Raw genomic sequence first — 12777 nt, forward strand, 5'->3', positions numbered from 1 at the left:
CTATTTTCTTTTTGCTAATTAAAGCTTTAGGCGATTGGCAGGTACACTCCAAGTAATGGTCCAACATCCCATAGCCTTAATCGGTGCAATAATTGCTCTACTTTTAACTGGGGAGTGTTTTCTATTCCAGCACTTGTATAGTTTATTTCCTTGGCGTCGGTATTTACTTCCCGCAATGGGAATTATGATGATTTCTCATTATCAACATTTAGTTAAAGAAAGAAGGAGAAAGTTTTAGCGAAAAAATGATTATTCGTGGCTCATAGAAGGCTTGTTCCTGTTTTAATGACTGCCTTAACCGCCACTTTGTCTCTAATTCCACTGGCCTTAGCCGCAAATCAGCCAGGCAAAGAAATCACTCCAACCTTAGCTGCTAGTTGTTTTAGACGGGATTTTAACCTCTACATTGCTTGATCAAATAGTTACTCAGCCTGTGTTTTATAAGTTTGGTAAGCCTATTGTGAAAAAGCCTTACGAAAAATAATTCTCTCTTTTAGTAGGCTAGTTTTTAGGCTAGCCTATTTTCATGTTACTATGTAGCATTATTAGTTAAACCAAAATATTTTTAGTTGTCCAAGCATTTTACTAGATTAAATTTTCTAGCTATGTATTATTACTACTTCATCTTTCTTTCCCAAATAATTAAGACTTAGGAAGTTAAAAATAATGAAATCAACAGAGTGGTCGTGTTCCAAATAAGTTGTTTATAAAAAAAAGGAGTGATAAAATACAAAAAAGAAAAAACAAAAATCAGGAAAAAGAAAATGGCAACAATACAAGTAAAATGTCCAAGCTGTAATGAAACTCAAGTAATCAAATATGGAGTAAATAAGCAAGGCAAACAAAGATATTGCTGTACAAATGAAGAATGTAAAAAAGTAACATTTATATTAGATTATAGTAATCTAGGAATTTTGGAAACAACAAAAAAACAAGTAATAGAAATGGCAATAAATGGTAGTGGAATAAGAGATACAGCAAGAGTCTTAAAATAAGCCCAACGACTGTATTAAATGAGTTAAAAAAAAACATTCAGAAATTAAGCAAGTAAACACTGCGTTATAGAATCTTTTAATGGACAAGCTATTAGTGTTGAAATACATAAAATTCAAGATAAACAAAATTATACAGTAGAAATAGATGAAATGTGGAGCTTTATAGGCAAAAAAGAAGAACAAAGATGGTTATGGTATGCTATAGAAAAAGACAGTAAAAAAATATTAGCATATGTTTTAGGTAAAAGGGATGATGACGCATTTCTTGAGTTAAAAAATTATTAGAACCATTCTCTATAAGTACATTTTTATACTGATAATTGGGGAGCTATGACCGAAATTTACCTGCTGAACATCACACTATTGGTAAAGAAAATACTCAACAAATTGAAAGAAAAAATCTTGATTTTCGCACTCGTATTAAACGTTTAGTTAGAAAACTATTTGCTTTTCTAAAACTATTTTTTTTCATGATTTAGTTATTGGCTTATTTATCAATCGTCTTGAATTTTCTTTTTGATTTTTTGCTCTTCCAACTCTTTTGGAACACGACCGAAAGATTGGTCAGGTGTTAGGGAGATGTCAAATAAATTAATTGAAGGATTAAAAGCTGACCCTGCAAAAGTTTCTCGTGGTTTTATTTATAACTTAATGGCACTTCATCGACAGTACATTGAGCCAGATTTTGAAAATGAACAAAAAGCTAAAGTTAATCTTTTGCTAATCCCTAAATTTCTTTACTCGCTTGTACGCAATGTTTCAGATAAAAAATTGTGTTGTGATTTACAAACAATGATTAAAGACCAACAAGCCTATTTATCAGTAATCGCTGGTTATACAGCACTTAGAACCCGTGAAAGAAATCAAGAAAATTTGGAAGGAGTAAACTAAATGAGCTATCAACAAAATAGACCTCCACAAGGTCAAAGATATGGCGACAATCAACCCCCTCGTGTCAACGAAGCATTAAAAAATTCCGGGACACTATTTCAACAAAGCATTTTACACATGACATTCTTGGCCTAAATGAAGAGTTAGGAAAGTCTTTTGCTGGACGTGATGACACCATAACGCAAGTCAACAAGTTTTATAACTTGGTTAGAGTTGCAGAAAGCCAATCAGCACAAAATGAAGAATTGGCAAAAATACAAGTAAAACTTCATGTCTTGAAGGCACAAATTGCTTATGCAACTGCACGGGAAACACTAAGCAAAGATTTTAAGGAATTTTTTGATATCTCAATTACTAAGATATTGAAAAGTAACAATTTAACAGAAATGAAAGAATCCTTAAAAGCCTTCACTACTTTTTTTGAATCTGTTTACGCTTATTTCTACTATCACACAAAAGCTAACAAGGAGGATATTAATCAATGAATCAACTAATTGCTACAGTTACCTTAAATGGAAAAATTAAATGTGTTTCAGGCTTGCATATTGGCTCAACCGGCGGTGGTTATGAAATAGGCGGAATGGATAACCCAGTAATTAGAGATCCTTATGATGGATTTCCTTACATCCCAGGTTCGTCATTAAAAGGAAAAATGCGTTCTTTGCTTGAATGGGCTGAAGGCAAAGTAACAGACGGCAAGCCTTATTTTAGTAAAGATATTAATGATGCAATTTCACGAATTTTTGGCGCACCTGCTGAAGCTGACCGTGCAACGGGCCAACACGCTACTTTGTAAGAGATGCTTTTCCTGATGAAAAAACTAAGAAAAGAATGAAGGATTTGGAAGAAAGACAAGGTTTACCAAAGGTTGAAATTAAAACCGAAGTTAACATCAACCGCATTACTTCTAAACCATTGTCAGGCCCGCGAAAAATGGAACGTGTGCCGGTTGGCTCATACTTTGATTTTGAAATGACTTATTTTCTTTTTAATGTGGAAAGTTTGGCTACAAAAGATGTTGATTTGCTAGACAAAGTTTTTCTAGCTCTACGCTTGCTTGAAGATTCTGCGCTTGGTGGGAGTGGTTCGCGGGGTTCTGGTCAAATTCGTTTTTACTAGATGACCCAATTATTTACAAATTAGCTGATTATCAAAGTGGTGTAAGACAGGCTCGCAATATAAAAGCTGTTAGTGAGCTAAAAGATTTGAGTAGCTATCAAGAAACAATCAATAAATTAAAACAGGAGCTAGGCAAATGATTATTTATTTGCAACCTAAAACACCGTTTTCTAAAGCGGTGCCGCGTTCAGATACGCTTTTTGGTGCGATTTGCTGGTCAATTCGCCTGCTTTATGGTGAGCAAGAATTAATCGATTTGCTAAATGGTTTTCAAGAAAATGCTGCCCCTTTTGTTTTAAGCTCTGTTTTTCCTTTTGTTCAAAATATAAAAGGGCAAAAATTCTTGTTTTTTCCACGTCCTATGTTGCCACCAAAAATAAGTGAGTTAACAAGCGAAGAAAAATATCAGGAAGAAAAGAAAGCTAAAAAAGCAAAATTTGTTTCCCAAACAGCTTTTGCTGCAATGTTGGATGGTAGCTTTAAACAAGATAATTTTATTGCTCATGCAGGTGTGTTGATGACTCAAGCAGAAAAAGACCAGTTAAAACTGCTAACTAAGCTTTTGGTAGAAACTGAAGTAGCACGTAACACCATTAATCGGTTGACTAATGCAACTGTCAACCTTTTCCATGAACCCTGTTGTAGCTATTCGTCAAACATAAAAAGTTGCCAAACTAACAGGGGGAAATATCAGAAAAATTAACGAGCGGTTTTTATTTTCTGGTTAAGATTGATAGCCAATTTGATCAAAAACTTCGCCCAATGTTAAAGGCTGCAATTAGCTTTCTACAAGAAAAAGGTTTTGGTGGAAATACAAGTGTAGGCTTTGGTCAATGTGCTGTTGAAATTAGCGACTCGTTAACTGTTGCAAACAAAGCAATTTTTCCAGAAATTGCAGATGCAAAACAACTTGTTACATTATCACTAATGTTTCCAAATAATGCAGACACACAGAATTTAACCACAAATCAAGAACATTGTTACGGGCAACTAGAACGCCGCAAAGGTTTTCTGGAAAGTGCTTATGTTAGAGGTGAAATTAAACAAATCTGGAAGCCTACTTTGTTTATGTTTTCTGAAGGTGCTGTATTTCCTAAAGATAACAACCGCCAATTTATGGAAAATTGTTTGAAGAAGAACAACGTGTAGGGCTTTCATTTAGGGTAAAAATCAATGGTCTAGCCTACACTGTAGCAATGAAAGGAGATTTAGCCGATGAGTAAGCAACCAACTGAGCAACGTCGCTATGAAAATTACAATTACAAGTTAACAGCAATGGCACCTGTTCACATTGGAACTGGCGAAGAAATGTTGCCAATGGAATATCACATAGATGTTCAAGGTCAGCCTGACAAACAAACAAAAAGAATTATTGTTCCTGATTTAGAAGGTCTATTTTTTGCTGACCCAACGTTAGCACCAGATTTTGTTAAAAATCTTTCTACAAACCCTGATGATTTAGGAAGAACTTTTGGCAAATTAACTGGGAATCATAAAATAATGCTTGGCTCAAATACTTGGAATTATGCTACTTGTCCAACTAATAAAAAGGATATATCTTCAATCTTTTCAACATTTGGAGCAAGAGCTAAAAAATAAAAATGGTAAAATTCGCCTTGCTACCAAAACTAGTGATTATGAAGTTTATATTCCTGGTTCATCAATTAAAGGTGCTTTGCGGACAGCCTGGCTTTATCAGCAATGCTTAAATGATGAAAACCTACTTCAAAAAATTGCACGTGAAGAAAAAGACAAGTTTGCTGATAGAGTGCTAAATGAAAATACATTGCAAGCTAGCACCAACCCTAAAGAACGCCAAGATAAAGCCTTTGATTTATTTAGAGTTTTACAAGTTGGTGATAGCCAGTCTCAAGTTGCAGAAAAGGTTTTAGGGCTAGTTGCAGAAAAAATTCTAAATGCTCGTGTTTTGCTAAAAGATAAAGGAAAAACCGTTACTGCTGAATTTAAGCCTAGTTGGACTTTTTATGAAGCTATAAGAAATGACTCTGAATTTAGTGGTAAATTAACCCTGGATGTTGGACTTTTAACTAACAGTCGAGCCGTTGACAAAATGGGTTGGAACAAGCAGCAAAGAAACTTTTCTTTAGCTTCACTTTGTCAGGCTGTTAATCAATTTGCTAAAGATATTGTTGAATGGGAGATTGATTATTTTAGTCACATAGAACAAAAAGCAGAACATTGTGAAGTAGATAAATTGATAGCTTTTTATCAGGAATTGCAGAAGAAATAAGCCAATCTCCTGCCAACACTATTTATTTATCTATAGGTCATAGTTCTGGCTGGCATAAATTAACAGTTGGAACATTGCTAGCAAAAAATTATCTACACAAGAATTTACTAATCTGCGTAGGAATTTTAAGTTAGACAAAGATCACCTAGATTTTCAATATCCAAAAACTCGTAAACTACCAATGGTTGAAAAATATCGTGCTACGCGCCCCTTTGGTTGGGTGAAAATCGAGTTTGAGAAAGTTTAATAATGATTAAAGCGGGCACCTTGCCCGCTTTTTATTAACAACATTGAAGATGCGAACTAGAAGTTCGCGCTCCCAGGAGACAAAATGTTTACACCTAATAAATTATTAAAAAAATCACTTGCCTTGGTTTTTATTTTTGTAATTTTTAGCTCTGCTTTTGCTGCAAATTTCTTACAAGAAAAATCCCGCATTATTACCGCTTCTGCTGTAAGAGTGAGAAGCGACCCACAAACTACTGCTAAAGAAATCACAAAACTTGCTGTAGGAACGGTTGTAAAAGAAATTGGAAAAACTGAAAAAAAAGAAAAAATCGGCCAAGATCAAGACTTTTGGTATCAAGTCCTTTTGTCTGATGGCAAGCAAGGTTGGGTCTTTGGTGGTTTTACAGAAAGCTTTGATGAAAGTAAAAAAGAGCAAATTTATATCAATTTAGTTAATGCTCGCTTGAAGGAAAAAACTTCATTTAATGATCAAATGGATTTAGTTAATTTTTAGAAAAACTATCAAGGGAAGTAAAAACGCCTGCTACTTTGGCTGAGCTAGAATTAGGTCAACTCCTAGCCATTCGTCAATCTGTTGACTCTATTCCTGTTGAAAAAGCGATAGCCGGACAATATAAATCTTGGCTAAAAAAACAAGATGCTAAAATTTATTATGATGAAATCCAAGGTTCTTGGAAAATTAGATATGATGTATTTTGGGATTTGCAGGAAAAATATAAAGCTTTGCCTGTAGGCGATAAAATTGCTTGGGAAGCGGCTAATAACCCTCTTGGTGGTGAATGTGAAGGCTTTGTTTCCTGCTATATTGGAGCAATTAATTCGACTAATGCAAGATATCTATCACTTTATCCTAATGGTAAAAATGCAGAAGAAGCCTTAAAAAAGTAGTTTTTTAGAGGAACTTAACACTTATGTAGAAGCAATAGACAAGAATGAATCAGGTTATAGATTCCCTGAAGATGCAGAAACCCGCAAAGACTTAGCCGAACAACTCAGCGAACTACGTAAGCGACTATCCAAAGTGGAAACAGCAAAAACAGCCGCAATATTTAAGCAAATTGAAAAGTTAGAAACAAAATTCCGCTAAAAATAAAATTTTTATCTAGGAACAACCACAATGTACACAAATTTAATTATTTCTGTTGGTGGCACAGAAGCCCCAATTGTTAAATCCATTGGTCAGCATAAACCGCAATATATTTGCTTTTTATGCTCTCAAAAAACTGTTGAACTAATTCCTAACATTAGAAAAATGCTTGTTGAACAGTTTGGAGACGACTTACTAAGCTTTAGGATCATAAAGTAATTCTTGATGATGAAAATGACTTGATACATTGCTATCAAAAAGCTCGTGAATGTATTGCACAACTAGAAGTTTGGGGTGTAGCCGCAGCAGACACCGTTGTTGATTATACAGGTGGCACAAAACAAATGTCTGTTGCTTTAGGGCTTGCTACAGTACAAGAAGGTTATGAATTTTCTTATATTGGCGGAGAGCGTCGATCTAAAGCAGGTGTGGGAATTGTTCTTGATGGCTCAGAAGTTGTTAAGCCAGGCATAAATCCTTGGTCACTTTATGCGGTGGATGATAAAAAATTAATCGCCAAATACTTTAACCGTTATCAATTTCTAGCTGCAAAAGAAATTTGTGACACGCTAGCCGCTAAACAGGTCTTAGACGATACGCTAAAAGGCTTTTTTAAGATTATTAGCCAGCTTTGTACAATCTATGACCTTTAGGATAAATTCCAACACCTAGAAGCACTTAGACAACATAAAACAGCACTTGAGCAAATAAAAAATTACTTTGCTTTAATCGGCAAGTTAAATATCAACAATTTGTTTCTGATGTAGAAGCTAATTTTGAACGCTTAAAACAACTTAGTGCTGATACAAATCAATTTAAGAAAGCTAGCCGAAGGGGAGCAATACCCGTTTATGACTAATTGATAAGCCAAAGTTTAGCGGAAGTAAAGATTGAAAAATAAAGGGATAACTGTTTACCTAAGAAAAAACTAGCAAAGAGGGTATAAGAAAAATGGTAACAGTGATAAACTTAAGAGAAATTCAGCAAGCAAAGATAGAAGAAAAATGGAAACAAGCAGGATACAAGGCGGTAGATGAAATGGTAAAAAATTTGAAAGAAAAAATAGGAGAGAAACAAGATTTTCAAGCAATAAGTGAAATAGTAAAAAAAGAAGGACAAAAAGTAAACAGAGCAATAATGCAAGAAGTAATAAATGAGCAAGGAGCTAAAGAACAAGCAAAAGAGAAATATGTGTGTCAAGAATGTGGAAAAATGCTTACAAAACAACCACAAATGAGAAGTAGAATAGTAGAAAGCTTAAATGGAGAAATAGAAATAGAAAGGCCATATTTTTATTGTAAAAAGTGCCAAAAAGGATATCAACCATATGACGAAGAAATGAAAATAGCACCACAGAAAAAACAATATGATTTGCAAAGGGCAGCAGCCGAACTATTTAGCGAAGTACCATACAATAGAGCAAGCCAAATATTTGAGCGACTAACAGGGATAAAAATCTCTGACCACTGTATGCAAGAAATAGCTAGTGAAATGGGACAAGCAGCAGACAACATAAGAGTATTGCCAAGCCAACATAAAGTAGAAGAAATAATAGAGCAAGCAGCAAAAGGCAGAGTATGGAAGCCAGTGCTAGTAGTAGCAGCAGATGGAGCGCATATGCCAACTAGACCTCAAGCTAGTTCACGTTCAGAAAAGCGAGGAAAAGGAGAGTGGAAAGAAGCAAAGGGATTTAGAATATATTTAGTGTGCCAGGACAGAATAGAACAAATAATGAGTTGGCATAAAATTGCAAATGAAGAGGAATTTGGGCAAGCACTAAACTTTGCATCAACACTCATACCAACGGAAAAAGTTAGAGTAGCATTACTAGGAGATGGAGCAAAATGGCTCTGGACACACTTAAAAACATCATTTCCAACTGGCACAGAAATATTAGATTACTACCATTGTTCTGAGCATATTCATAAAATGGCTAAACTACTTTATACAGAGCAAAATGAGCAGGCTTTGTTTATTGAATCTACTATGGCTAAACTCAATTTTGGTGAAGTAGAAAGTGTTGTTGCTAGCTTGCAAAGAATCAAAGCCTCTAGTTCTGAAGTTGAAGATGAAATTCGCAAACTGATTTCTTACCTCAAATCCAATAGTCACCGCATTGATTATCAAGCTTTCAAACATAGTCAATTTCCTAGAGGCTCAGGGGCTATTGAATCTGCTAACAAGTTTATTTGCCATGTTCGCATGAAGCGTTCTGGGGCTTGGTGGTATCAAATCAATGGTAACAAAATGTTACTTTTGCGTTGTGCTTTTTACAATGATACTTTTGATCAGCTTTTTGCCCGTTATAAACTTATCAATAAATAGTCATAAACGGGTATTGCTCCCAGCCGAAGTCTTATAACAGACCTAATTGCTAATGCAGCACGTCGTGCAACAGAAGGTAAGTATGATGATGCAGTAGCCCGGCTTTATCGCTCGCTAGAAATGGTTGCCCAAGTTGCTATTACTGAACCACCTCTAAATGTTACTAGTGCAAGTGATTTTCCTAAAGATAAACTTCCTGATAGCTTAAAAGAAGAATATATCCAACATTATGAGCGAGATGGCAAAATCAAAATAGGCTCAGAAGCCCTTTTTAGAGTGCTAAAAGCAATTGAGCCACCTCATCCACACGCGCAAACTTTTTTTGCTTATTTTAATGAACTTCGTAATGTGCAAAATGCTCGTAATCAATCAATATTGGCACATGGGTTAACACCAATAAAGGTTGAAGATTATGAAAGACTCCACACAATTCTTTGCAAGCGTATGAATCTAGGCAATTTAGTAGACTTTGCCAAACTTCCAGAAGAATAAACAACAGCGTAAATTGAGTTTTCTGATATTTTAATCTTAAGCCCCAACGGGGCGACAGATACGTAGCGTAGGATTTCAACCCTACGTATGACTAATTGAAAATAGAGTAGTTAAATTCTTAAGCCCTGAAAGGGCGAAAGATATGTAGCCCAGAGCGTAAGCTCTGGGTTTAAGTAATATGTCGTATAAAGCCCCAACGGGGCGTAAGAGTTTTTTAACAACAAGAAAAGACTCTTTCGCCCTTTCAGGGCTTGAAAGGACTTAATTATTATTTCCTAGGGCATAAGTCCTAGGCTACATATCTTACGCTCCTTCGGAGCTAAGAGTTTAGTAACTTATTCATTGTGCATAACTTATTGCTTAGGTACGCACTTATGAGGCTCGCGCCCTAGGCTACAGTTATGTCGCCCCGTTGAGGCTTAAGATTAAAAATATAATTTTACTTTGTTTACATTGTAATAAACCATTTAGGAGCAAAATATTTATGACCACAATGATTGCACTTGTTGGTGAACAACCAATGCCCATTTTATTGCCAGCACTTTATCTAAAACCTGCTGAGACTATTTTGGTTGCTACAACGAAAACTGAAACCGTAGCCCAACGGCTAACTAAACTAATTAAAGCTAGTCGTTGCATTAATGTCCATCCTTATGAAATTACTAGCACGGTGCAAACTTTAGATAAAGAATTAGCAGGTAAAAAAGACATTATTGTCAACTTAACAGGCGGCACTAAAACAATGGCTATTGCTGCTTTTGCTTTGGTTGCAAGAACCAAAACAGAATTTGTTTACTTTCAAACTGAAAAAGAAACTGTGTTAAAACGCTATCAATTTACCGAACAAGGCTTGAGTTCAAAGGCTAGAGAAAGAAACCTGCCAGATTTAATTTCAGCCGCAGACTACCTAAATGCTCACCTTCCAGGCTTTCGCCAAGAAGGTTTTAGCAAGGATGAAACCGGCCAACTTAGTTTTGGTGGAAAATTTGAAAAGTGTGTTTATGACGCTCTTAAAAAAGCGGCTTTGAAGTTTTGGCAGGCGTTAGACCGGAGGGAGTTGGCGATCAAATAGAAATTGACATGGTAATTAGATTAGGTAATCGTGTAGGTATTGCAGAAGTAAAAATGGGTGACAAAGAGGGAAAACGTCCTAAAAGTGGCATTGACCAACTTTCTACCGCAGGAAGTAATCTTGGCACTTACACCAATAAATTTTTAATTTTAGCTAATCGCTTACCTAAGAGCTTACATAAATTAGCTGAAGAAAAAAAAGTTACAGTTATTGACACTCTAAATTATTTAGATGGTCAACCGCTTTCAACCTTAGACGCAGGACGACTAGCAAATATAATTAAGGGAAAATTAACTCAGTAACTAGACGTAAATAAAGGAGTTATTGCTATGCCAACACTTTATTTAACCGAACAAGGCGCGACTCTTAGCAAAGATCATAACCGCCTAGTGGTTGAAATGGGAAGCACTGTTATTACTGAAATTCATGAATTTAAGGTTGAAAGAGTAGTTATTTTTGGACATATCCAGCTAACTACACAAGTTATAGCTTATTTGCTTAATCGAGGTATTGACACAGCGTTTTTAACTATGCAAGGAAAATTAAAGGGACGGCTTGCACCTATTGCTACAAAAAACGTGCCTTTAAGAGTACGCCAATATGATTTTGCTCGTGACTCAAGTTTTCCTCTTACAATTGCTAAGGCAATGGTGATTGGAAAACTTGCTAACTCGGCTTCTGTGCTAGCTAGATTCCAGCGTAACCATCCAGAATATAATTTTCTGATCCTATTTCTAACCTAGTTGCTCTACGATCAGATGCTTATAGAAAGCAAACTATGGATAGTCTGCGGGGTGTAGAAGGTCATGGAGCAGCCCTTTATTTTCAATGCTTTAGCAAAATGTTACTTGGAGAATTGCAATTTAATAAACGTACTCGTCAGCCGCCTACAGATCCAGTTAATGCAATGCTAAGTTTTGGCTATACATTGCTTTATAATGAAGCAATTAGCGCGTTAGTCTCCATAGGCTTTGATCCATACATAGGCTTTTATCATGGGATAAATTACGGTCGTTGTTCACTTGCACTAGATCTTATAGAGGAATTTCGTCATTTAGTAATTGACCGTCTGATAATTAATTTAGTGAATAACAAAGTATTAGTTGCCAATGATTTTACGGCTATGCCTGATGGAGCAGTTTACCTAGAAGGGGAAGCCCGAAAGAAATTCTTAAAAGAATATGAAAAGTATGTTACTACAGAGTTTACTCATCTTCGTACAGCAGAAAAAACATCTTTTCGTCGAGCCTTACACGATCAAGCCCTAGAACTACAACGGACTTTGATGCGAAGTCAACCTTATACGCCTTTTGAAGGGTGGCATTAAATTATGTTAGTGCTAATAAGTTATGATATTGCTGATGAAAAACGTCTACGTAAAGTAGCCATTTTGATGGAAGATTATGGAACTAGGGTACAGCGTAGCGTTTTTGAATGCCTAATTGAAGAACGTCAAGTTCTTCAACTCATTGATAAACTTATGAAGGTTATTGAACCTAGCGAAGATAGCACTAGGATTTATCGCTTCTGTGGAGCTTGTCAAGAACGAGTACAAATACTAGGCAAAGGTGCAGTTACAAACGATCCTGATGTTTATATTTTCTAGGGCTTTTTTAAAAAGAATGGTGTGTCTACAGATGTTGTAGATAAAGGGGTTAAGCCATATTTTATGGAGGTGCAACATCTTGTTAGGAAAATCGAGGTTAGCCAAAATTGATAAGTCGTTTATTTTCGTTGACAAGCAGGAAATCATATGTTTTAATCTTAGCGTTTTCACGTCGTACAATTCCTAATTCAGCATAAAGTTAGCCAAAACTGGGGTTTTAAGCCTGTATTCATCGGCAGTTGAACCCCCAGGAGTAGGAATAATTGACGTGGCATGCTGCGGGTTAAGACGTTTTACAGTTTCGGGGAGTTAAGGAGAGTTTATGTTTGTAGGAATAATTGACGTGGCATGCTGCGGGTTAAGACTTATTTCTACATTATCATTAAAAAACTTTTTCAACCTTTTAATGTAGGAATAATTGACGTGGCATGCTGCGGGTTAAGACCTAAATATCTAGCAAAGATGAATTGAAAACAAGGAGAACCTATAGGAAAAGTAGGAATAATTGACGTGGCATGCTGCGGGTTAAGACTTATAAGTGTCTGTTCAAAGTTAAATAAAGACTACACCCAGTAGGAATAATTGACGGAGCATTTGCGGTTAAGACCTTAAAAACTCCTAAATTAAATTATTGATGCCTAACTTGTAGGAATAATTGACGTGGCATGCTGCGGGTTAAGACAGATTAGA

18 protein-coding genes, 2 pseudogenes and 1 CRISPR repeat array (1 of these 21 only partly in view) are annotated in these 12777 nt (G+C 35.8%); all 20 genes and pseudogenes read left to right on the forward strand.

All coding sequences use genetic code 11. The features are described 5' to 3' along the window. Positions 1–764: 764 nt before the first annotated feature. The 20 genes and pseudogenes from IPK14_25680 (at position 765) to cas2 (ending at position 12087) form a co-directional block, all read left to right on the forward strand. Positions 765–1515, forward strand: a pseudogene (locus IPK14_25680) (IS1 family transposase). Positions 1516–1574: 59 nt separating this feature from the next. Beyond that, positions 1575–1886, forward strand: a complete 312-nt coding sequence (locus IPK14_25685) for a hypothetical protein (protein MBK7996636.1) — start codon at positions 1575–1577, stop codon at positions 1884–1886. A gap of 38 nt (positions 1887–1924) precedes the next feature. Further along, entirely contained in the window at positions 1925–2371 is a 447-nt protein-coding gene (gene csm2, locus IPK14_25690) for a type III-A CRISPR-associated protein Csm2 (GenBank protein ID MBK7996637.1), read from the forward strand. Continuing rightward, entirely contained in the window at positions 2368–2682 is a 315-nt protein-coding gene (gene csm3, locus IPK14_25695; GenBank protein MBK7996638.1) for a type III-A CRISPR-associated RAMP protein Csm3, read from the forward strand. Before csm2 ends, csm3 (IPK14_25695) begins: the two co-directional genes overlap by 4 nt. Further along, a pseudogene (csm3, locus tag IPK14_25700) lies at positions 2658–3005 on the forward strand (type III-A CRISPR-associated RAMP protein Csm3). Before csm3 (IPK14_25695) ends, csm3 (IPK14_25700) begins: the two are co-directional and overlap by 25 nt. Positions 3006–3141: 136 nt before the next feature. Beyond that, positions 3142–3708, forward strand: a complete 567-nt coding sequence (locus IPK14_25705) for a hypothetical protein (protein MBK7996639.1) — start codon at positions 3142–3144, stop codon at positions 3706–3708. 59 nt (positions 3709–3767) lie between these two features. Further along, positions 3768–4154: a hypothetical protein gene (locus tag IPK14_25710; protein MBK7996640.1), complete on the forward strand. Its 387-nt coding sequence runs from the start codon at positions 3768–3770 to the stop codon at positions 4152–4154. 66 nt (positions 4155–4220) lie between these two features. Continuing rightward, a complete protein-coding gene (locus tag IPK14_25715; GenBank protein ID MBK7996641.1) occupies positions 4221–4604 on the forward strand; it encodes a hypothetical protein in 384 nt (127 codons plus the stop codon). After that, a complete protein-coding gene (csm5, locus tag IPK14_25720; GenBank protein ID MBK7996642.1) occupies positions 4531–5256 on the forward strand; it encodes a type III-A CRISPR-associated RAMP protein Csm5 in 726 nt (241 codons plus the stop codon). Before IPK14_25715 ends, csm5 begins: the two co-directional genes overlap by 74 nt. Before the next feature lie 331 nt (positions 5257–5587). Next, entirely contained in the window at positions 5588–5998 is a 411-nt protein-coding gene (locus tag IPK14_25725) for an SH3 domain-containing protein (GenBank protein ID MBK7996643.1), read from the forward strand. A 35-nt stretch (positions 5999–6033) separates the two neighbouring features. Continuing rightward, positions 6034–6393 carry a hypothetical protein gene (locus IPK14_25730; GenBank protein ID MBK7996644.1) on the forward strand — a complete coding sequence of 120 codons (360 nt, stop codon included), beginning with the start codon at positions 6034–6036 and terminating at the stop codon, positions 6391–6393. A gap of 229 nt (positions 6394–6622) precedes the next feature. Beyond that, positions 6623–6811 (forward strand): hypothetical protein, encoded by a 189-nt coding sequence (locus IPK14_25735; GenBank protein MBK7996645.1) that lies wholly within the window; start codon positions 6623–6625, stop codon positions 6809–6811. Between the two features lie 20 nt (positions 6812–6831). Further along, complete coding sequence (locus IPK14_25740) at positions 6832–7245, forward strand: hypothetical protein (GenBank protein MBK7996646.1); 414 nt, start codon at positions 6832–6834, stop codon at positions 7243–7245. 298 nt (positions 7246–7543) lie between these two features. Then, on the forward strand, positions 7544–8917 hold the full coding sequence (locus tag IPK14_25745; GenBank protein ID MBK7996647.1) for an ISKra4 family transposase: 1374 nt from the start codon (positions 7544–7546) through the stop codon (positions 8915–8917). 12 nt (positions 8918–8929) lie between these two features. After that, positions 8930–9409, forward strand: a complete 480-nt coding sequence (locus tag IPK14_25750; GenBank protein MBK7996648.1) for a TIGR02710 family CRISPR-associated protein — start codon at positions 8930–8932, stop codon at positions 9407–9409. Between the two features lie 484 nt (positions 9410–9893). Further along, positions 9894–10481 carry a DUF1887 family protein gene (locus IPK14_25755; GenBank protein MBK7996649.1) on the forward strand — a complete coding sequence of 196 codons (588 nt, stop codon included), beginning with the start codon at positions 9894–9896 and terminating at the stop codon, positions 10479–10481. A gap of 8 nt (positions 10482–10489) precedes the next feature. Beyond that, a complete protein-coding gene (locus IPK14_25760; GenBank protein MBK7996650.1) occupies positions 10490–10783 on the forward strand; it encodes a hypothetical protein in 294 nt (97 codons plus the stop codon). Between the two features lie 27 nt (positions 10784–10810). Next, positions 10811–11224: a CRISPR-associated endonuclease Cas1 gene (cas1, locus tag IPK14_25765; GenBank protein MBK7996651.1), complete on the forward strand. Its 414-nt coding sequence runs from the start codon at positions 10811–10813 to the stop codon at positions 11222–11224. Positions 11225–11259: 35 nt separating this feature from the next. After that, positions 11260–11808, forward strand: a complete 549-nt coding sequence (cas1, locus tag IPK14_25770; GenBank protein ID MBK7996652.1) for a CRISPR-associated endonuclease Cas1 — start codon at positions 11260–11262, stop codon at positions 11806–11808. A 3-nt stretch (positions 11809–11811) separates the two neighbouring features. Next, positions 11812–12087, forward strand: a complete 276-nt coding sequence (cas2, locus tag IPK14_25775; protein MBK7996653.1) for a CRISPR-associated endonuclease Cas2 — start codon at positions 11812–11814, stop codon at positions 12085–12087. Positions 12088–12340: 253 nt separating this feature from the next. Continuing rightward, positions 12341–12777: a CRISPR direct-repeat array (repeat unit 37 nt; unit sequence GTAGGAATAATTGACGTGGCATGCTGCGGGTTAAGAC); it runs 609 nt beyond the window's last position.

Source organism: Blastocatellia bacterium (assembly GCA_016713405.1).
GTDB lineage: Bacteria > Acidobacteriota > Blastocatellia > Chloracidobacteriales > JADJPF01 > JADJPF01.

Coding starts and splice junctions, on each gene's coding strand:
- IPK14_25685 (MBK7996636.1), top strand. CDS start 1,575: ATGTCAAATAAATTAATTGAAGGATTAAAAGCTGACCCTGCAAAAGTT.
- csm3 (MBK7996638.1), top strand. CDS start 2,368: ATGAATCAACTAATTGCTACAGTTACCTTAAATGGAAAAATTAAATGT.
- IPK14_25705 (MBK7996639.1), top strand. CDS start 3,142: ATGATTATTTATTTGCAACCTAAAACACCGTTTTCTAAAGCGGTGCCG.
- IPK14_25710 (MBK7996640.1), top strand. CDS start 3,768: ATGTTAAAGGCTGCAATTAGCTTTCTACAAGAAAAAGGTTTTGGTGGA.
- IPK14_25715 (MBK7996641.1), top strand. CDS start 4,221: ATGAGTAAGCAACCAACTGAGCAACGTCGCTATGAAAATTACAATTAC.
- csm5 (MBK7996642.1), top strand. CDS start 4,531: ATGCTACTTGTCCAACTAATAAAAAGGATATATCTTCAATCTTTTCAA.
- IPK14_25725 (MBK7996643.1), top strand. CDS start 5,588: ATGTTTACACCTAATAAATTATTAAAAAAATCACTTGCCTTGGTTTTT.
- IPK14_25735 (MBK7996645.1), top strand. CDS start 6,623: ATGTACACAAATTTAATTATTTCTGTTGGTGGCACAGAAGCCCCAATT.
- IPK14_25745 (MBK7996647.1), top strand. CDS start 7,544: ATGGTAACAGTGATAAACTTAAGAGAAATTCAGCAAGCAAAGATAGAA.
- IPK14_25755 (MBK7996649.1), top strand. CDS start 9,894: ATGACCACAATGATTGCACTTGTTGGTGAACAACCAATGCCCATTTTA.
- IPK14_25760 (MBK7996650.1), top strand. CDS start 10,490: ATGGTAATTAGATTAGGTAATCGTGTAGGTATTGCAGAAGTAAAAATG.
- cas1 (MBK7996651.1), top strand. CDS start 10,811: ATGCCAACACTTTATTTAACCGAACAAGGCGCGACTCTTAGCAAAGAT.
- cas1 (MBK7996652.1), top strand. CDS start 11,260: ATGGATAGTCTGCGGGGTGTAGAAGGTCATGGAGCAGCCCTTTATTTT.
- cas2 (MBK7996653.1), top strand. CDS start 11,812: ATGTTAGTGCTAATAAGTTATGATATTGCTGATGAAAAACGTCTACGT.